We start from the raw sequence: 18,594 nt of genomic DNA, 5'->3' as shown, positions 1-18,594 counted from the left end.
AATAAGAAAGGACTTCATGAAACGTCTGCTGCTACCTGCGGTTCTTGCCGCATTGATGATCGCCGAAGTTCACGCCGAGTCCTTCACCATCTCCGATATTCGCGTTAACGGCCTGCAACGCGTCTCCGCGGGCAGCCTGTTTGGTGCGCTGCCCCTGAACGTCGGCGAGTCGGCCGACGATCGCACGCTGGTCGAAGCGACCCGTGAGCTGTTCAAGACCGGTTTCTTCCAGGATATCCAGCTGGGTCGTGACGGCAACGTGCTGGTCATCACCGTGGTCGAGCGTCCGTCGATTTCCAGCATCGAAATCGAAGGCAACAAGGCCATCAGCAGTGATGACCTGCTCAAGGGCCTGAATCAGTCCGGCCTGGCCGAGGGCGAGATCTTCCAGCGCGCGACCCTCGAAGGCGTGCGTAACGAGCTGCAGCGCCAGTACGTGGCCCAGGGTCGTTATTCCGCCGAGATCGATGCCGAAGTGATTCCGCAGCCGCGCAACCGTGTGGCACTGAAGATCAACATCAACGAAGGCACCGTTGCAGCCATCCAGCACATCAACGTGGTGGGCAACAATGTCTTCTCCGATGAAGACCTCAACGATCTGTTCGAGCTGAAGACCACCAACTGGCTGTCGTTCTTCCGCAACGACGACAAGTACGCCCGTGAAAAACTGTCCGGTGACCTCGAGCGCCTGCGTTCCTATTATCTGGACCGCGGCTACATCAACATGGACATCACCTCCACCCAGGTGTCCATCACGCCGGACAAGAAACACGTCTACATCACCGTCAACGTCGATGAAGGCGAGAAATACACCGTCCGCGACGTGAAACTCTCCGGTGACCTCAAGGTGCCGGAAGAAGAAGTTCGTGCGCTGCTGTTGGTCAAGGAAGGCCAGGTGTTTTCCCGCAAGGTCATGACCACCACCAGCGAGCTGATCACCCGCCGTCTGGGTAACGAGGGTTACACCTTCGCCAACGTCAACGGCGTGCCCGAGCCCCATGATGACGACAACTCGGTATCGATCACCTTCGTCGTCGATCCGGGCAAGCGGGCCTACGTCAATCGCGTCAACTTCCGTGGCAACACCAAGACCGAAGACGAAGTGCTGCGTCGTGAAATGCGTCAGATGGAAGGTGGCTGGGCTTCGACCTACCTGATCGACCAGTCCAAGGTTCGTCTGGAACGTCTGGGCTTCTTCAAGGAAGTGAACGTCGAGACCCCGCAAGTGCCGGGCACCGATGACCAGATCGACGTCAACTACAGCGTCGAAGAGCAGGCTTCCGGTTCCATCACCGCCAGCGTCGGTTTCGCCCAGAACGCCGGTCTGATCCTCGGTGGTTCGATCACCCAGAACAACTTCCTGGGTAGTGGTAATCGTGTCAGCCTCGGCCTGACTCGCAGTGAATACCAGAGCCGCTACAACTTCAGCTTCGTCGATCCCTACTGGACCGAAGATGGCGTGAGCCTGGGCTACAACGCCTTCTACCGCACCACCGACTACGACGAGCTCGATGTCGATGTGTCCAGCTACTCGGTCGACAGCCTGGGCGCCGGTATCAACATCGGTTACCCGATCAGCGAGACCGCGCGCCTGACCTACGGCCTGACCGTGCAGCAGGACGAGATCAACACCGGCCGCTACACCGTCGACGAGATCTTCGACTTCACCCGTCAGGAAGGCGAGAAGTACCTGAACTTCAAGGCATCCGTCGGCTGGTCCGAGTCCACCCTGAACCGTGGCGTGCTGGCCAACCGCGGCCACTCGCAGAGCCTGGTGTTCGAAACCACCGTGCCGGGTAGCGACCTGTCGTTCTACAAGCTCGACTACCGTGGCCAGGTCTTCAAGCCGCTGACCGATACCTACACCATGCGTTTCCATACCCAGCTGGGTTACGGCGGCGCGTTCGGTTCCACCAGCAAGCTGCCGTTCTACGAGAACTACTACGCCGGTGGTTTCAACTCGGTTCGCGGTTTCGAAGACAGCAGCCTCGGCCCGCGCAGTACGCCGAGCACTGGTACGAACGCTGGAACCCTGGCCGACCCGGATCAGGATCCGTTGCCGTTCGGTGGTAACGTGTTGATTCAGGGCGGTGCAGAGCTGCTGTTCCCACTGCCGTTCGTCAAGGATCAGCGTTCGCTGCGTACCGCTCTGTTCTGGGACGTGGGTAACGTGTTCGATACCGACTGCAGCTCCGGGCAGAAACGTCGTGGCGACAGCTGTGACATCGATTTCGGCAACCTGGCCAGCTCGGTTGGTGTCGGTGTCACCTGGATCACTGCGCTCGGTCCGTTGAGCTTCAGCCTGGCGATGCCGGTGAAGAAACCGGACGACGCCGATACCCAGGTATTCCAGTTCTCCCTCGGCCAGACGTTCTAAGCGTCTGCTCATGAATCACGAAGACAGTTTTTCTGCAGGAGTTACACCGTGCGTAAGTTGACTCAACTGGTTCTGTTAAGCGCTGCTCTGCTGGCCACCCCGGCATTCGCGGAAATGAAGGTTGCGGTACTCAATTATCAAATGGCCCTGCTCGAGTCCGATGCGGCCAAGCGTTACGCCGTGGACGCCGAGAAGAAATTCGGCCCCCAACTGAACAAGCTCAAGACGCTGGAAAGCGACGCCAAGCGCATTCAGGATCGTATCGTCAAAGACGGTGAGAAGATGCAGACCGCCGAGCGCGAGCGTCTCGAGCTGGACTTCAAGCAGAAGGCACGTGACTTCCAGTTCCAGTCCAAGGAGCTGAACGAGGCCAAGGCCGTCGCTGACCGCGACATGCTCAAGAAGCTCAAGCCCAACCTGGACAAGGCCGTTGAAGAGGTCATCAAGTCCGGCAACTTCGATCTGGTGCTCGAGCGTGGTGCGGTGATCGATGTCAAACCCCAGTTCGACATCACCCGCCAGGTCATCGAGCGCATGAACCAGATGCGTTGATGATGTCCACACCTGTATTCACCCTCGGTCAACTGGCCGAGCGGTTGGGCGCCACCTTGCGTGGCGCTGCGGATCAGACGGTCGACGGGCTGGCAACCTTACAGGATGCCGGCCCGTCTCAGCTGACGTTCCTGTCGAACGCTCAGTACCGCAAGCACCTGCCTAGCTGCCAAGCCGCCGCGGTACTGCTGACTGCTGCTGACGCCGAAGGCTTCGCCGGCAATACGTTGATCGTGGCCAACCCCTACCTGGCCTACGCGTCGCTGTCCCACTTGTTCGATCGCAAGCCCAGGGCTGCGGCGGGGATTCATCCCACCGCCCTGGTGGCTGACGATGCTCAGGTGGACCCGAGCGCTGCGATCGGACCATTCGTGGTGATCGAGAGTGGCGCGAAGGTTGGTGCAGGTGTGTCGCTGGGCGCGCATTGCGTGGTCGGTGCGCGCTCCGAGATCGGAGAGGGTGGCTGGCTGGCACCAAGGGTGACCCTGTACCACGATGTGCGTATCGGCAAGCGTGTGGTCATTCAGTCGGGTGCAGTGATCGGTGGTGAGGGCTTCGGCTTCGCCAACGAGAAGGGCGTTTGGCAAAAGATCGCCCAGATCGGTGGCGTCAGCATCGGCGACGACGTCGAGATCGGCGCCAACACCACGCTGGATCGCGGTGCGCTGTCCGACACCCGCATCGGCAACGGTGTGAAGCTGGATAACCAGATCATGATCGCGCACAACGTGCAGGTCGGTGACAACACGGCGATGGCAGCATGCGTCGGTATTTCCGGCAGCACGTCGATCGGCAAGAACTGCATGATCGCTGGTGGCGTTGGCATGGTTGGGCACATCGATGTGTGCGACGGGGTATTCGTGACCGGCATGACCATGGTCACGCGCTCGATCACCGAGCCGGGGGCGTATTCATCCGGGACGGCCATGCAACCTGCAGGCGAGTGGAAGAAGAGCGTGGCGCGCATCCGCCAGCTGGACGACATGGCACGGCGTGTGAAGCAGTTGGAAAAACAGCTGAATGCCGTGACCTCGAGCGGGAATGCCTCATCTGATGCCTGAGCATGGCTGATGCCGTGCTCTATTCTTTTTATTACGGGCTTCTCTGGAAATGATGGACATCAACGAAATTCGCGAGTACTTGCCGCACCGTTACCCGTTCCTGCTGGTGGACCGGGTCACGGATCTGGATCTTGAAGGCAAGAGCGTTCGTGCCTATAAGAATGTCAGCGTCAACGAGCCATTCTTCAACGGCCATTTCCCCGAGCATCCGATCATGCCAGGTGTCCTCATCATCGAGGCCATGGCACAGGCGGCCGGTATTCTGGGCTTCAAGATGATGGACGTGAAGCCTGCCGACGGTACGCTCTATTATTTCGTTGGCTCGGATAAGCTACGCTTCCGTCAGCCGGTAGTGCCTGGCGACCAGCTGATTCTCGAGGCCAAGTTCCTCAGCAGCAAGCGCAGCATCTGGAAGTTCGAATGCAAAGCCACGGTCGATGGCAAGGAAGTGTGCTCGGCCGAAATCATCTGTGCGGAACGCAAGTTATGAGTTTGATTGACCCTCGCGCCATCATCGATCCCAGCGCCAAGCTGGCTGACGACGTCGTCGTCGGCCCTTGGTCGATCATCGGGGCCGACGTAGAAATTGGCGAGGGCAGCGTGCTGGGTCCCAACGTGATCATCAAGGGACCGACCCGAATCGGGAAGCACAACAAGATCTATCAGTTCGCCTCGCTTGGCGAAGATACCCCTGATCGCAAGTACAAGGGCGAACCTACTCGCCTGGTCATCGGTGACCACAACATCATCCGTGAAGGCGTGACCATGCACCGGGGCACCATTCAGGATCGTGACGAAACCACCATCGGTGACCACAACCTGATCATGGCCTATGCCCATATCGGTCACGACAGCGTCGTCGGTAACAACTGCATTCTGGTCAACAACGTGGCACTGGCCGGTCACGTGCACATCGGTGACTGGGCGATTCTGTCCGGCTACACCCTCGTGCACCAGTTCTGCCATATCGGTGCGCATGCCTTCGCCGGCATGGGCGCGGCGATCGGCAAGGACGTTCCGGCTTACGTTACCGTTTCCGGCAACCCTGCCGAGGCCCGTAGCATGAACTTCGAAGGCCTGCGCCGTCGTGGCTTCAGCTCCGAGGCCATGCAGGCCCTGCGGCGTGCCTACAAGATCGTCTACCGCCAGGGTTTCACCATCGAGGAAGCGCTGGTCGAGCTGGAAGACGTGGCCGCCCAGTTCTCCGAAGTAGCGGTGTTCCGTGACTCCATCCTCACCTCCAGCCGCGGCATCACCCGCTGACCCATGGCTGAGGTATTGCGTGTCGCGCTGGTCGCCGGCGAGGCATCCGGCGATATTCTGGGTTCAGGCCTGATGCAGGCCCTGAAGGCACAGCACCCCAATGTGGAGTTCATCGGCGTGGGCGGCCCACGCATGCAGGCCGAGGGCCTGGTCAGCGACTTTCCCATGGAGCGCCTTGCGGTCATGGGGCTGGTCGAAGTGCTGGGTCGTTTACCCGAGCTGCTGTCGCGCCGTCGCCGGCTGATCGCCAGTCTCATCGCGCGCAAGCCCGATGTATTCATCGGTATCGACGCACCGGATTTCACCTTGGGTGTCGAACTGAAGCTGCGGCGTGCCGGAATTCGTACCGTGCATTACGTCAGCCCATCGGTGTGGGCCTGGCGGCAGAAGCGCGTGCTGAAGATTCGCGAAGCCTGCGACCTGATGCTCACCCTGTTTCCTTTCGAGGCGCAGTTCTACGAGGCGCATCAGGTCCCTGTGTGCTTCGTCGGCCATCCGCTGGCAGATGCCATCCCGTTGCAGGCCGATCGCGCTGCGGCTCGCGAACTGCTCGGGCTGCCTCTCGAGGCTCCTGTGGTGGCCTTGCTGCCAGGTAGCCGCGGCGGTGAAGTGTCGCGTCTGGGCAGCCTGTTTCTCGATGCGGCGGAGCGTCTGCGTGCGCTGCGTCCGGGTGTACGCTTCGTATTGCCCTGTGCCAGCCCGGAACGTCGCCAACAGCTCGAGCAGATGCTCGGCGGTCGGGATTTGCCGCTGCAGTTGCTCGACGGTCGCTCCCACGATGCCCTGGCAGCCTGCGATGCCGTGCTGATCGCGTCCGGCACCGCTACCCTCGAGGCGCTGCTGTACAAGCGCCCGATGGTGGTGGCCTATCGTGTGGCGCCGATGACTTTCAGCATTCTCAAACGCCTGGTGAAGAGCCCGTACATCTCGCTGCCCAACCTGCTCGCGCAGCGCCTGCTGGTACCCGAGCTGATCCAGGACGCGGCCACCGCCGATGCCCTGGCTCGGACGGTGGCACCGCTGCTGGTCGATGGCGACGTGCAGACCGAGGGCTTCGATGCCATTCACCGCACCCTGCGACGCGGCGCCTCCGAGCGCGCGGCTGCCGCGGTGCTCGATCTGCTGGGGCGTCGCTGATGCAAATGGGGCTGGATTTTTCGACCGTCGAAGAACTGGTCGCCGGTGTCGACGAAGTCGGCCGTGGCCCTTTGTGTGGCGCAGTGGTCACCGCCGCGGTGATTCTCGACCCGGCACGGCCGATCCTCGGTCTCAACGACTCCAAGAAACTCAGCGAGGCCCGGCGCGAGAAGCTGTTCGATGAAATCCGCGAAAAGGCCCTGGCCTGGTGCATTGCCCGCGCTGACGTGGAAGAGATCGACCGCCTGAATATCCTGCATGCCACCATGCTTGCCATGCAGCGTGCCGTCGAGGGCCTGAGCGTAACGCCAAAACTGGCGCTGATCGACGGCAATCGCTGCCCGAAACTCTCTGTGCCCAGTGCGCCGGTGGTCGGTGGCGATGCTCAGGTGCCGGCCATCGCCGCGGCCTCGATTCTCGCCAAGGTCAGTCGCGATCGCGAGATGCGTGAGCTCGACGCGCTGTATCCGGGTTATGGCATCGCCCTGCACAAGGGTTATCCGACGCCCGTGCACCTCGAGGCCCTGATGCGCCTGGGCCCGACCCCCATCCATCGGCGCTCCTTCGCGCCGGTACGCCGATTGCTGGAAGCCACTGGAGCGGACTGAGCCTACTCAGGACGCTGTCCATCCTTCCAGTTACGGTACAATCCGCGTTTTGTCGCTTTTCCTGCAGGGCTTCTTCATGGCTGTTTCTTTCGTTCATCTTCGCCTGCACACCGAATACTCTCTGGTCGACGGACTGGTTCGCGTCAAACCTCTGGTCAAGGCCGTGGCCGGCTCGGGCATGCCGGCGGTGGCGGTCACCGACATGAGCAACATGTGCTCGTTGGTGAAGTTCTACAAAGCCGCCATGGGCGCCGGTATCAAGCCGATCTGTGGTGCCGATATCTGGCTTGCCAGCGCTTACGAAGACGGCCCGCTGACCCGCATGACTCTGTTGGCGATGAACCCCAAGGGCTATCGCAACCTCACCGAGCTGGTTTCCCGTGGCTGGAGTGAAGGGCAGAGCAATGATCTGGTGATCATCCAGCGTGACTGGGTGAAAGCTGCCAGCGAGGGCCTGATCGCCCTGTCCGGTGCCAAGGAAGGTGAAATCGGCCATGCGCTGCTCGATGGCGAGCTGGCTCGGGCCGAAGCGTTGCTGCAGGAATGGCAGGCCGTGTTCCCGGAGCGTTTCTATCTGGAAGTGCAGCGCACCAGCCGCGTCAATGACGAAGAGCACGTGCATGCAGCCGTGGCCCTGGCTGATAGGCAGGGGGCTCCGCTGGTCGCTACCAACGATGTGCGCTTCCTCAAGCAGGGTGACTTCGAGGCCCACGAAACTCGCGTCTGCATTGGTGAAAGCCGCATTCTCGACGACCCGCGCCGGCCACGTATCTACTCCGACCAGCAGTACCTGAAGTCGCCACAAGAGATGGCCGAGCTGTTCAGCGATCTTCCCGACGCGCTGGAAAACACCGTCGAGATCGCCAAACGCTGCAATATCGAGGTTCTGCTCGGCAAGTACTTCCTGCCTGACTTCCCCGTGCCGGAAGGCATGACCATCGACGAGTACTTCCGCAAGGTGTCGTTCGACGGCCTGGAGGAGCGCCTCGAGGTGCTGCTGCCCAAGGACACCCCGGACTACGACGCGAAGAAGCAGGTCTATATCGATCGGCTGAATTTCGAGCTGGATATCATCATCCAGATGGGCTTCCCCGGCTACTTCCTGATCGTTATGGACTTCATCCAGTGGGCCAAGAGCAACGGCGTGCCGGTCGGTCCTGGGCGGGGTTCAGGTGCCGGTTCGCTGGTGGCCTACGTGCAGAAGATCACCGACCTCGATCCGTTGGCCTACGACCTGCTGTTCGAGCGCTTCCTCAACCCCGAACGTGTATCCATGCCCGACTTCGACGTCGACTTCTGCATGGATGGCCGTGACCGGGTCATCGATTACGTGGCCGAGAAGTACGGCCGTAACGCGGTGAGCCAGATCATCACCTTCGGTTCGATGGCGGCCAAGGCGGTGGTGCGTGACGTGGCGCGGGTGCAGGGCAAGTCCTACGGCCTGGCGGATCGCCTGTCGAAGATGATTCCGTTCGAAGTCGGCATGACCCTGGAAAAGGCCTTCGAGATGGAGGAACCGCTGCGCGATTTCCTCAAGAACGACGAAGAGGCAGCCGAGATCTGGGACATGTCCCTGAAGCTCGAGGGCATCGTGCGCGGTACCGGCAAGCACGCCGGGGGCGTGGTGATCGCACCGACCAAGTTGACCGACTTTTCGCCTATCGCCTGCGATGAAGAGGGCGCCGGGCTGGTGACACAGTTCGACAAGGACGATGTCGAGCAAGCCGGCCTGGTGAAGTTCGACTTCCTCGGCCTGCGTACCCTGACCATCATCAAGTGGGCCCTGGAAACCATCCACCGCGACCAGCGTGCGGCGGGCGAGCCGGAAGAGAATCTGGTCAACATCGATTTCATCCCGCTGGATGACAAGCCGACCTATCAGATGCTGCAGAAGGCGGAGACCACCGCGGTCTTCCAGCTCGAATCGCGCGGCATGAAGGAGCTGATCAAGAAGCTCAAGCCCGACTGCCTGGAAGACATGATCGCTCTGGTGGCGTTGTTCCGTCCTGGTCCGTTGCAGTCCGGCATGGTGGATGACTTCATCAACCGCAAGCACGGTCGTGCCGAACTGTCCTATCCGCATCCTGATTACCAGTACGCGGGCCTGGAGCCGGTACTCAAGCCGACCTACGGGATCATCCTCTACCAGGAACAGGTCATGCAGATCGCCCAGGTCATGGGCGGTTATACCCTCGGCCAGGCGGACATGCTGCGCCGTGCCATGGGCAAGAAGAAGCCCGAGGAAATGGCCAAGCAGCGTGGTGGTTTCATCGAAGGCTGTGCCAACAACAATATCGATGCCGAGCTGGCGGGCAACATCTTCGACCTGGTGGAAAAGTTCGCCGGTTATGGTTTCAACAAGTCTCACTCGGCGGCCTATGGCCTGGTTTCCTACCAGACCGCCTGGCTGAAGGCGCATTACCCGGCGCCGTTCATGGCTGCGGTACTGTCGGCGGACATGCACAACACCGACAAGGTGGTGATCCTCATCGAGGAATGCCGCAACATGAAGTTGCGCATCGATCCGCCAGATGTGAACGCCTCCGAGTTCAAGTTCACCGTCAGTCATGACGCGAACGACGTGCCGCGGATTCTTTATGGCCTGGGCGCGGTCAAGGGTGTTGGCGAAGGCCCGGTCGAGGCGATTGTCGAGGCGCGTCAGGACGGCCCGTTCAAGGATCTGTTCGACTTCTGCTCGCGGGTCGACCTCAAGCGCATCAACAAACGCACCATGGATGCATTGATCCGCAGTGGTGCGCTGGATCGTCTGGGGCCGCACTTTTACGACGAGCTCAAGGCCTATCAGGCCAATATCGACCGCAATCGTGCGGTGTTGCTGTCGGCGATGGAGGAGGCCGTTCAGGCCGCCGAGCAGACCGCGCGCAGTCATGATAGTGGCCATATGGATCTGTTCGGCGGCGTGTTCGCCAGCCCCGAGGCGGACGTTTACGCCAACCATCACCGCGCCAAGGAGCTATCGCTCAAAGAGCGACTCAAGGGCGAGAAGGACACCCTGGGCCTTTATCTGACCGGCCACCCGATCGACGAGTACGAAAGCGAAGTGCGGCGTTTCGCCCGCCAGCGCATCGTCGATCTCAAGCCGGCACGTGACACCCAGACCGTCGCCGGCCTGATCGTCAACCTGCGGGTGATGAAGAACAAGAAGGGCGACAAGATGGGGTTCATCACCCTGGACGACCGTTCCGGGCGTATCGAGGCCTCGCTGTTCGCCGATGCCTTCGCCAGCAACCAGGCGCTGCTGCAGAGCGATGCTCTGGTGGTGGTGGAAGGGGAAGTCAGCAACGACGACTTCTCCGGTGGCATGCGTTTGCGCGCCAAGCGAGTGATGAGTCTCGAGGAGGCGCGTACCGGGCTGGCCGAGAGTTTGCGCGTTCGCGTGCAGGCCACTGCCTTGAAGGGTGATCGTCTACGCTGGCTGGGTGAGCTGTGCCGTCGTCACCGTGGCGCCTGCCCGATCACCGTGGACTACACCGGTGCCGATGCCAAAGCCTTGCTGCAGTTTGGCGAGGACTGGCGAATCGACCCGGCCGACAGCTTGATTCAAGCTTTGCGTGACCAGTTCGGACGAGAAAACGTCTTCCTGCAATACCGCTAGAATTGCGGTGCTGAAATGCGGGGCCAAGGCTCCGCACGAAGCCCGTGACACTGCATGATCGCCGCCGACGCGACCGAACCCCTCCGGGTTTGGCTGCCGAGTGAATGCCAAGGTGCATTCGCTGGCAGATTCGCTGCCGGAAGTGCCTTGCAAGTGTCGACCTGAATGCGCCTGTTCCTATAAGGTAGGCGCCAAATGGATACACGCTCCCCGGCCCTGTGGCCGTCGACGCATGACGGATGCCTATGAACCCGAATTATCTCGATTTCGAACAGCCGATTGCCGACCTGCAAGCCAAGATCGAAGAGCTTCGCCTGGTTGGTAATGACAACTCCCTGAACATCGGCGACGAAATCGCCCGTCTGCAGGACAAGAGCAGTACGCTGACCGAGAGCATCTTCGGCAATCTGACCAGTTGGCAGATCGCCAGGCTTGCCCGTCACCCGCAGCGGCCTTATACCCTGGACTACCTGCAACACATCTTCACCGAGTTCGACGAGCTGCACGGTGATCGTCATTTCTCCGACGACGCCGCCATCGTTGGTGGCGTTGCGCGCCTCAATGGCCAGCCGGCCATGGTCATCGGCCACCAGAAGGGCCGTGAGGTTCGCGAGAAGGTACGTCGCAACTTCGGCATGCCGCGTCCTGAAGGTTACCGCAAGGCCTGTCGCCTGATGGAAATGGCCGAGCGCTTCAAGATGCCGATCCTGACCTTCATCGACACCCCGGGCGCCTACCCGGGTATCGATGCCGAAGAGCGCGGCCAGAGCGAAGCGATCGCCTGGAACCTGCGTGTCATGGCGCGTCTGAAAACGCCGATCATCTCCACCGTCATCGGTGAGGGTGGTTCCGGTGGTGCACTGGCCATTGGCGTGTGCGACAACCTGAACATGCTGCAGTATTCGACCTATGCGGTGATTTCGCCGGAAGGTTGTGCGTCGATCCTGTGGAAAACCGCCGAAAAGGCACCGGACGCCGCTGAAGCCATGGGTATCACCGCCGAGCGCCTGAAGGGCCTGGGCATCGTCGACAAGGTGATCGCCGAGCCTCTGGGTGGTGCGCACCGTGATCCGGCCGCTGCCGCTGAATCCATCCGCCAGGTCCTGAGCGCTCAGCTCGAGGATCTCGGCAAACTCGATACCGATGCCCTGCTGGCGCGTCGTTACGAGCGTCTGATGAGCTACGGTATCGCCTGATGCCGGTTTGCCCCGCAGGCATGCGAGTCGCCGTGCTGGCGACGCGCATGCCTGCGGGGTCGCTTCGCTGAACCGCCGCATGCCCCTCGAATCGGCTCTGCTCGCGCGCCTCGCTCCGTGGCGTGAGGCATCTTCCTGGCGAGTCGCTTTCTCCGGCGGGCTCGACTCCACCGTGCTTCTGCACACGCTGGCAGTGGCTGCTCGAAGCCATGCGCTGCCCCCCATCTCCGCTATCCATGTGCATCACGGTTTGCAGGCCGCGGCTGACGCCTGGCCGCTGCATTGCCAGCGCCTGTGCGATGAGTTGGGCGTGCCGCTGCATGTCGAGCATGTGCAGGTCGCGCCGGGTGCCAGTTTGGAGCGAGCGGCGCGTGACGCTCGTTATGCTGCGTTTTCCGCGCGGCTGAATCCCGGGGAGGTACTGCTGCTCGCTCAGCATCAGGACGATCAGGCGGAGACCGTTCTCTATCGTCTGCTGCGTGGTGCTGGGGTGCGCGGTCTGGCGGCCATGGCGGCCAGCCGTGCGCTGGCCGCCGGGCATGCCGTGCGCCCCCTGCTGGACGTGCCGCGCAGCGCGCTGGAGGCTCATGCCGAGGCGCATGGGCTGCGCTGGGTGGAGGACCCGTCGAATGCCGACACCCGCCTTGCGCGCAATTTTTTACGTCGCGAGGTCCTGCCGCTCTTGCACAGGCATTGGCCTAAAGCATCCCAGGTACTGGCCCGTACCGCGGAGCATCAGGCCGAGGCGCTGGGGTTGCTGCAGGAGCTCGCCGAGCTCGATCTGCAGCGAGCCCAGGCGTCGCCGGCTTTCGATTGGCTAACCGTTCCCAGTCTGGATCTGCAGGCGTTGCGCGGACTTTCCGATGCCCGTCAACGCAACGTGCTGCGCCACTGGCTGGCGGATTTCACCCGCTTGCCCGATAGTCGCCATTGGCAGGGGTGGGTCGATCTGCGTGATGCGGGGCCCGACGCCAGCCCGGTCTGGCGACTGGAAAGCGGCGAGTTGCGACGTCATGGCGGTTGCCTGTTCTGGCTCGGTACTGGCTGGTCTGCAACCTGGTCGCGCCAGGCGCAGCCCTGGCCTCTGGTTGAGCAGCCACTGGCATTGCCGGGTAATGGTCGCGTCTGGCTCGAGGGCACCATACCGGAGGGGCGGTTGAGCGTCGGCTATCGTCAGGGCGGCGAGATTCTCGAGGTGCCAGGGCGCGGTCGGCGTGATCTCAAGCGTCTCCTGCAGGAAGCCGGTGTGCCCGAATTCGTCCGTGGGCGCATCCCGCTGCTGTTGTGCGACGGACGGCCCGTGGCGCTAGCCAATCTGCTCGCCAGCCCCGGTTGCGGTACGTTTCACTGGCAGCCAGCGCAGATCGATCGGCATCTTGCCGGAGCTGTCGACATACGCGCCTGAGGGCTGGCTGCCGCGTTGATGTCGCAGGCGCCAAGCCCCAGGCCAGAGGCTTTTCCGGGTTTCGTGCAAGTCTCGTCTCAGCAGCTTTTGCGCTGCTTCGGACTTCGTGTTCTTCCCCACTCAGGACGTTTCCGGTAGACTACGCTCCCGTCTCTATTCAGGTATTCGCTGCTTCTCCAGAAGCGGTGGATGTTTGCTATTTGCCAGCATGGTTCGCCATGTTTGCTAAGGTGAACCAAGGCCTTCTCTGCTCCCCGGCGGCTCGACCGCCACTGCTGACTTCTTAGGGTTTTTCATGACGCGCTTCATTTTCGTCACGGGTGGTGTTGTTTCTTCATTGGGGAAAGGCATCGCCTCGGCATCCTTGGCGGCAATCCTGGAGGCGCGGGGCCTGAAGGTCACGATGCTCAAACTGGATCCCTACATCAACGTCGATCCGGGCACCATGAGCCCGTTCCAGCACGGTGAAGTGTTCGTCACTCACGACGGTGCCGAGACCGATCTCGACCTGGGTCACTATGAGCGGTTCATCCGCACCACGATGACCAAGAGCAACAACTTCACCACTGGCCGCGTCTACGAAGACGTGCTGCGCAAAGAGCGCCGTGGTGATTATCTGGGCGCGACCATCCAGGTCATCCCGCACATCACCGACGAGATCAAACGCCGCATCATCAAGGGTGCCGGCGACGCCGACGTCGCCATGGTCGAAATCGGCGGCACCGTGGGGGATATCGAGTCGCAGCCGTTCCTCGAGGCTATCCGCCAGCTGCGTTTCGAAGTGGGCGCCAAGCGCGCCATGCTGATGCACCTGACGCTGGTTCCGTACATCGCCACCGCAGGCGAAACCAAGACCAAGCCGACCCAGCACTCGGTCAAGGAACTGCGCTCCATCGGCCTGCAGCCGGACGTACTGGTGTGCCGCTCCGATCACCCGATCGACCTGTCGTCGCGCCGCAAGATCGCCCAGTTCACCAACGTCGAAGAGCGTGCCGTAATCGCCCTGGAAGACGCCGACACCATCTACAAGATCCCGGGCATCCTGCACTCGCAGGGTCTGGATGATTTCGTCGTCGAGCGTTTCGCTCTGGAATGCCGCGGTGCCGACCTGTCCGAGTGGGATCGCGTGGTCGATGCCAAGCTGAACCCGGAAAAAGAAGTCAACATCGCCATGGTCGGTAAGTACATGGAGCTTCTGGATGCCTACAAGTCGCTGATCGAAGCGATGAGCCATGCCGGTATCAGCAACCGTACCAAGGTCAACCTGCGCTATATCGATTCCGAAGACATCGAGAACAAGGGCACCGACCTGCTGCAGGGCGTCGATGCCATTCTGGTTCCAGGCGGTTTCGGTCTGCGTGGCGTGGAAGGCAAGATCAAGACCGTCCAGTACGCTCGCGAGAACAAGATTCCCTACCTGGGCATCTGCCTGGGCATGCAGGTGGCGGTCATCGAGTTCGCCCGTAACGTGTTGGGCTGGGATGATGCCAACTCCACCGAGTTCGACATCGCCAGCAAGCATCCGGTGGTCGGTCTGATCACCGAGTGGCAGGATGCGACCGGCGCGACTGAACAGCGCACCGAAGCCTCCGACCTTGGCGGCACCATGCGCCTGGGCGCCCAGGATTGCCAACTGCTGAGCGGCTCCAAGGTTCACGATTGCTACGGCAAGGACGTGATCGTCGAGCGCCACCGCCATCGCTACGAAGTGAACAACAACCTGCTGCCGCAACTGATCGACGCTGGCCTGAAGGTCACCGGTCGTTCCGGTGACGGCGCCCTGGTCGAAGTGGTCGAGAGCGCGGATCATCCATGGTTCGTCGCCTGTCAGTTCCACCCGGAATTCACCTCCACGCCGCGTGACGGCCACCCGCTGTTCAGTGGTTTCGTCAACGCCGCACTGGCGCACCAAGCGAAGAAGGCCTGACCCATGGCGCAGAAGACCATCCGCGTTGGCGCGATCGATGTCGCCAACGACAAGCCGTTCGTGCTGTTTGGCGGCATCAACGTGCTGGAGTCCCGTGACCTCGCGCTGCGTACCTGCGAGGAATACGTGCGGGTTACCGAAAAGCTCGGTATCCCTTATGTGTTCAAGGCAAGCTTCGACAAGGCCAACCGTTCGTCGGTGACTTCCTTCCGCGGCCCTGGCCTGGAAGAGGGCATGAAGATCTTCGAGGAAGTGAAGAAGACCTTCGGCGTGCCGGTGATCACCGATGTGCACGAACCCCACCAGGCGCAGCCGGTGGCGGACGTCTGCGACATCATCCAGTTGCCTGCCTTCCTCTCGCGGCAGACCGACCTGGTGGTGGCCATGGCCAAGACCGGTGCAGTGATCAACATCAAGAAGGCGCAGTTCCTCGCGCCTCAGGAAATGAAACATATTCTCGCCAAGTGTGTCGAAGCCGGGAACGATCAGCTCATCCTCTGCGAGCGTGGTTCTTCCTTCGGGTACAACAACCTGGTGGTGGACATGCTGGGCTTCGGCATCATGAAGGCCTTCGAGTACCCGGTGTTCTTCGACGTCACCCACGCCTTGCAGATGCCGGGCGGGCGCTCGGATTCTGCGGGCGGGCGTCGTGCCCAGGTGACCGAGCTGGCCAAGGCCGGCATGAGCCAGGGGTTGGCCGGGCTGTTCCTCGAGGCGCATCCGGATCCGGAAAATGCCAAGTGCGATGGCCCTTGTGCCTTGCGTCTCGACAAGCTCGAGCCGTTCCTGGCGCAGCTCAAGCAGCTGGATGATCTGATCAAGAGTCAGGATCCGATCGAAACCGCCTGACCGGCGTTTCCACGGTTCGCTTATCTGTTTCACCGCCCGGCCTTTTGGCCGGGTTTGTCATGTCAGCCCGGTCCGCCGTTGATCGTGCCCGGTGCTGGCAGCCGAATGCAGCAGTGCGTTTTCGACAATTTCTGGAGAGCTTACAAGAATGGCAAAGATCGTCGACATCAAGGGTCGTGAGGTTCTCGACTCCCGTGGCAACCCCACCGTGGAAGCGGACGTAATCCTCGACAATGGCATCGTCGGTAGCGCCTGTGCGCCTTCCGGTGCCTCCACCGGTTCGCGCGAAGCGTTGGAACTGCGTGATGGCGACAAGAGCCGTTACCTCGGCAAGGGCGTTCTCAAGGCCGTTGGCAACATCAATGGCCCGATCCGCGATGCGCTGCTGGGCAAGGATCCGGTCGACCAGAAGGCTCTGGACAAGATCATGATCGATCTGGACGGCACCGAAAACAAAGCCACCCTGGGCGCCAACGCGATCCTCGCCGTCTCCCTGGCAGCCGCCAAGGCCGCCGCCCAGGATCAGGATCTGCCGCTGTACGCGCACATCGCCAACCTCAATGGCACCCCTGGCCAGTACTCCATGCCCGTACCGATGATGAACATCATCAACGGCGGCGAGCATGCCGACAACAACGTCGATATCCAGGAATTCATGGTGCAGCCGGTTGGTGCGAAGAACTTCGCCGACGGCCTGCGCATCGGCGCGGAAATCTTCCATCACCTCAAGGCCGTGCTGAAGGCTCGTGGCCTGAGCACCGCTGTTGGCGACGAGGGCGGTTTCGCGCCGAACCTGGCTTCCAACGAAGACGCGCTGTCGGCCATTGCCGAAGCCGTGGCCAATGCGGGTTACAAGCTGGGCACCGACGTTACCCTGGCACTGGACTGCGCGGCCAGCGAGTTCTACGAAGACGGCAAGTACAACCTGTCAGGCGAGGGTAAATCCTTCGACGCCGAAGGTTTTGCCGAGTACCTGAAAGGCCTGACCGAGCGCTTCCCGATCATCTCCATCGAAGACGGTCTGGACGAGTCCGACTGGGCGGGCTGGAAGATCCTCACCGACAAGATCGGCAACAAGGTCCAGCTGGTTGGCGACGACCTGTTCGTGACCAACACCAAGATCCTCAAGGAAGGCATCGACAAGGGCATCGGTAACTCGATCCTGATCAAGTTCAACCAGATCGGCTCGCTGACCGAAACCCTGGAAGCCATCCAGATGGCCAAGGCTGCTGGTTACACCGCGGTCATCTCGCACCGCAGTGGCGAGACTGAAGACAGCACCATCGCCGATCTGGCGGTCGGTACTGCCGCTGGTCAGATCAAGACCGGCTCGCTGTGCCGCTCCGACCGCGTATCCAAGTACAACCAGTTGCTGCGTATCGAAGAGCAACTGGGCGCCAAGGCGCCGTACCGTGGTCGCGGCGAGTTCCGCGGCTAAGGTAGGTTCGCTCGGCGAGGTGGTCAACACCTCGCCACGCGGACGCTGTGAAGATCTGTCGAGTCGACTTCACGGTCTTGTCGGATGCCGATGACGCAGGGAGAATCGACAGATGTCCGCAGCAGCGACCCTTTCTTATCCGAGTGCCTCACCTGCCATGCGTAGTTCCTACTGGCTGTTTCTCGTTCTGGTTCTGGTACTTGCAGGGCTGCAATATCGCCTGTGGGTCGGCGAGGGCAGTCTGGCGCAGGTTACCGATCTGCAGCAGCAGATTGCCGACCAGGAAGGCGAGAACGAGCGTCTGCTCGAGCGCAACCGCATCCTCGAGGCGGAGGTGATGGAGCTCAAGAAAGGCATGGAAACCGTCGAAGAGCGAGCCCGCCATGAGCTGGGCATGGTCAAGGACGGCGAAACCCTCTATCAGTTGGCTGAATGAACACTCCTGATCTGCCGTCCTTCTGGGCGGTGATTCCGGCCGCCGGTATCGGTAGCCGCATGCGTGCCGACAAGCCCAAGCAGTATCTGCAGCTGGCCGGCAAGAGCATTCTCGAACATACCCTCAACTGTTTCCTCGACCATCCGTGCCTGCGTGGCGTGGTGGTCAGCCTGGCCGAGGACGACCCGTTCTGGCCAAACCTGAGTTGCGCCCGCGACCCGCGCATCCATATTGCCAACGGCGGTGCCGAGCGCGCCGATTCGGTGCTCAATGCGTTGCTGCGTCTGGGAGAACTGGGCGCCAGTGAGCAGGATTGGGTGCTGGTGCACGACGCAGCACGGCCCAATCTGGCGCAGTCCGATCTCGACCTTTTACTGGCCGAGCTGGCTGACGACGCGGTAGGCGGGCTGCTTGCCGTTCCCGCTCGTGACACCCTCAAGCGTATCGGCAGCGATGGGCGTGTGCGCGAAACCATCGATCGCTCGGTCATCTGGCAGGCCTACACACCGCAGATGTTCCGCCTGGGTGCCTTGCACCGCGCGCTCGCCGAAGCACTGGTATCGGATGTTGCAGTGACCGACGAAGCGTCGGCCATCGAGTGGGCCGGTCAGTCGCCACGTCTCGTCGAAGGCCGGGCGGATAACCTCAAGGTCACCCGCCCGGAAGACCTGCACTATCTGGAGCGCGTCTGGCGCGGCCGCAGCTGACGCCGTTGCTCCACCGGTAGGA

15 protein-coding genes are annotated in these 18,594 nt (G+C 61.6%); all 15 read left to right on the top strand.

What is annotated here, in order from left to right:
* The first annotated feature begins 16 nt into the window (after positions 1 to 16).
* The 15 genes from bamA to ispD all read left to right on the top strand — a co-directional run bounded on the left by bamA (position 17) and on the right by ispD (position 18,572).
* Positions 17 to 2,377 (top strand): outer membrane protein assembly factor BamA, encoded by a 2,361-nt coding sequence (bamA, locus tag ACT9T4_RS07000; protein ID WP_042555178.1) that lies wholly within the window; start codon positions 17 to 19, stop codon positions 2,375 to 2,377.
* Positions 2,378 to 2,425: 48 nt separating this feature from the next.
* The gene (locus ACT9T4_RS06995) at positions 2,426 to 2,929 is read left to right on the top strand and encodes an OmpH/Skp family outer membrane protein (protein WP_042555179.1); all 504 of its coding nucleotides are present in this window, start codon (positions 2,426 to 2,428) and stop codon (positions 2,927 to 2,929) included.
* The gene (gene lpxD, locus ACT9T4_RS06990) at positions 2,929 to 3,990 is read left to right on the top strand and encodes a UDP-3-O-(3-hydroxymyristoyl)glucosamine N-acyltransferase (RefSeq protein ID WP_042555180.1); all 1,062 of its coding nucleotides are present in this window, start codon (positions 2,929 to 2,931) and stop codon (positions 3,988 to 3,990) included. The genes ACT9T4_RS06995 and lpxD overlap by 1 nt, the downstream gene beginning before the upstream one ends.
* Positions 3,991 to 4,039: 49 nt before the next feature.
* Positions 4,040 to 4,480, top strand: a complete 441-nt coding sequence (gene fabZ, locus ACT9T4_RS06985) for a 3-hydroxyacyl-ACP dehydratase FabZ (protein WP_042555181.1) — start codon at positions 4,040 to 4,042, stop codon at positions 4,478 to 4,480.
* Positions 4,477 to 5,253 (top strand): acyl-ACP--UDP-N-acetylglucosamine O-acyltransferase, encoded by a 777-nt coding sequence (gene lpxA / locus ACT9T4_RS06980; protein ID WP_042555182.1) that lies wholly within the window; start codon positions 4,477 to 4,479, stop codon positions 5,251 to 5,253. The genes fabZ and lpxA overlap by 4 nt, the downstream gene beginning before the upstream one ends.
* 3 nt (positions 5,254 to 5,256) lie before the next feature.
* A complete protein-coding gene (gene lpxB, locus ACT9T4_RS06975; protein WP_042555183.1) occupies positions 5,257 to 6,390 on the top strand; it encodes a lipid-A-disaccharide synthase in 1,134 nt (377 codons plus the stop codon).
* Positions 6,390 to 6,998 (top strand): ribonuclease HII, encoded by a 609-nt coding sequence (gene rnhB / locus ACT9T4_RS06970; RefSeq protein ID WP_042555184.1) that lies wholly within the window; start codon positions 6,390 to 6,392, stop codon positions 6,996 to 6,998. The genes lpxB and rnhB overlap by 1 nt, the downstream gene beginning before the upstream one ends.
* 76 nt (positions 6,999 to 7,074) lie before the next feature.
* Positions 7,075 to 10,614: a DNA polymerase III subunit alpha gene (gene dnaE / locus ACT9T4_RS06965; protein WP_042555349.1), complete on the top strand. Its 3,540-nt coding sequence runs from the start codon at positions 7,075 to 7,077 to the stop codon at positions 10,612 to 10,614.
* 245 nt (positions 10,615 to 10,859) lie between these two features.
* A complete protein-coding gene (locus ACT9T4_RS06960; RefSeq protein WP_042555185.1) occupies positions 10,860 to 11,810 on the top strand; it encodes an acetyl-CoA carboxylase carboxyltransferase subunit alpha in 951 nt (316 codons plus the stop codon).
* Positions 11,811 to 11,889: 79 nt separating this feature from the next.
* Positions 11,890 to 13,215: a tRNA lysidine(34) synthetase TilS gene (tilS, locus tag ACT9T4_RS06955; protein WP_042555186.1), complete on the top strand. Its 1,326-nt coding sequence runs from the start codon at positions 11,890 to 11,892 to the stop codon at positions 13,213 to 13,215.
* A gap of 295 nt (positions 13,216 to 13,510) precedes the next feature.
* Positions 13,511 to 15,142: a CTP synthase gene (pyrG, locus tag ACT9T4_RS06950; protein WP_042555187.1), complete on the top strand. Its 1,632-nt coding sequence runs from the start codon at positions 13,511 to 13,513 to the stop codon at positions 15,140 to 15,142.
* 3 nt (positions 15,143 to 15,145) lie between these two features.
* Positions 15,146 to 15,991, top strand: coding sequence for a 3-deoxy-8-phosphooctulonate synthase (kdsA, locus tag ACT9T4_RS06945; protein WP_042555188.1), 846 nt, complete (start codon positions 15,146 to 15,148; stop codon positions 15,989 to 15,991).
* Between the two features lie 148 nt (positions 15,992 to 16,139).
* Complete coding sequence (gene eno, locus ACT9T4_RS06940; RefSeq protein ID WP_042555189.1) at positions 16,140 to 17,429, top strand: phosphopyruvate hydratase; 1,290 nt, start codon at positions 16,140 to 16,142, stop codon at positions 17,427 to 17,429.
* A gap of 157 nt (positions 17,430 to 17,586) precedes the next feature.
* Positions 17,587 to 17,865 (top strand): cell division protein FtsB, encoded by a 279-nt coding sequence (gene ftsB / locus ACT9T4_RS06935; RefSeq protein ID WP_042555190.1) that lies wholly within the window; start codon positions 17,587 to 17,589, stop codon positions 17,863 to 17,865.
* Positions 17,862 to 18,572, top strand: a complete 711-nt coding sequence (gene ispD / locus ACT9T4_RS06930; protein ID WP_042555191.1) for a 2-C-methyl-D-erythritol 4-phosphate cytidylyltransferase — start codon at positions 17,862 to 17,864, stop codon at positions 18,570 to 18,572. Before ftsB ends, ispD begins: the two co-directional genes overlap by 4 nt.
* Positions 18,573 to 18,594 lie beyond the last annotated feature (22 nt).

The organism is Pseudomonas sp. SZ40, from assembly GCF_052958135.1.
The sequence above is the reverse complement of the archived record's forward strand: the minus strand, read 5'-3'. Positions and strand labels throughout refer to the sequence as shown.

What these genes read in the sequence shown, in the direction of transcription:
- bamA (WP_042555178.1), top strand. Translation starts at nt 17, where the DNA reads ATGAAACGTCTGCTGCTACCTGCGGTTCTTGCCGCATTGATGATCGCC.
- lpxD (WP_042555180.1), top strand. Translation starts at nt 2,929, where the DNA reads ATGATGTCCACACCTGTATTCACCCTCGGTCAACTGGCCGAGCGGTTG.
- fabZ (WP_042555181.1), top strand. Translation starts at nt 4,040, where the DNA reads ATGATGGACATCAACGAAATTCGCGAGTACTTGCCGCACCGTTACCCG.
- lpxA (WP_042555182.1), top strand. Translation starts at nt 4,477, where the DNA reads ATGAGTTTGATTGACCCTCGCGCCATCATCGATCCCAGCGCCAAGCTG.
- lpxB (WP_042555183.1), top strand. Translation starts at nt 5,257, where the DNA reads ATGGCTGAGGTATTGCGTGTCGCGCTGGTCGCCGGCGAGGCATCCGGC.
- rnhB (WP_042555184.1), top strand. Translation starts at nt 6,390, where the DNA reads ATGCAAATGGGGCTGGATTTTTCGACCGTCGAAGAACTGGTCGCCGGT.
- dnaE (WP_042555349.1), top strand. Translation starts at nt 7,075, where the DNA reads ATGGCTGTTTCTTTCGTTCATCTTCGCCTGCACACCGAATACTCTCTG.
- ACT9T4_RS06960 (WP_042555185.1), top strand. Translation starts at nt 10,860, where the DNA reads ATGAACCCGAATTATCTCGATTTCGAACAGCCGATTGCCGACCTGCAA.
- tilS (WP_042555186.1), top strand. Translation starts at nt 11,890, where the DNA reads ATGCCCCTCGAATCGGCTCTGCTCGCGCGCCTCGCTCCGTGGCGTGAG.
- pyrG (WP_042555187.1), top strand. Translation starts at nt 13,511, where the DNA reads ATGACGCGCTTCATTTTCGTCACGGGTGGTGTTGTTTCTTCATTGGGG.
- kdsA (WP_042555188.1), top strand. Translation starts at nt 15,146, where the DNA reads ATGGCGCAGAAGACCATCCGCGTTGGCGCGATCGATGTCGCCAACGAC.
- eno (WP_042555189.1), top strand. Translation starts at nt 16,140, where the DNA reads ATGGCAAAGATCGTCGACATCAAGGGTCGTGAGGTTCTCGACTCCCGT.
- ftsB (WP_042555190.1), top strand. Translation starts at nt 17,587, where the DNA reads ATGCGTAGTTCCTACTGGCTGTTTCTCGTTCTGGTTCTGGTACTTGCA.
- ispD (WP_042555191.1), top strand. Translation starts at nt 17,862, where the DNA reads ATGAACACTCCTGATCTGCCGTCCTTCTGGGCGGTGATTCCGGCCGCC.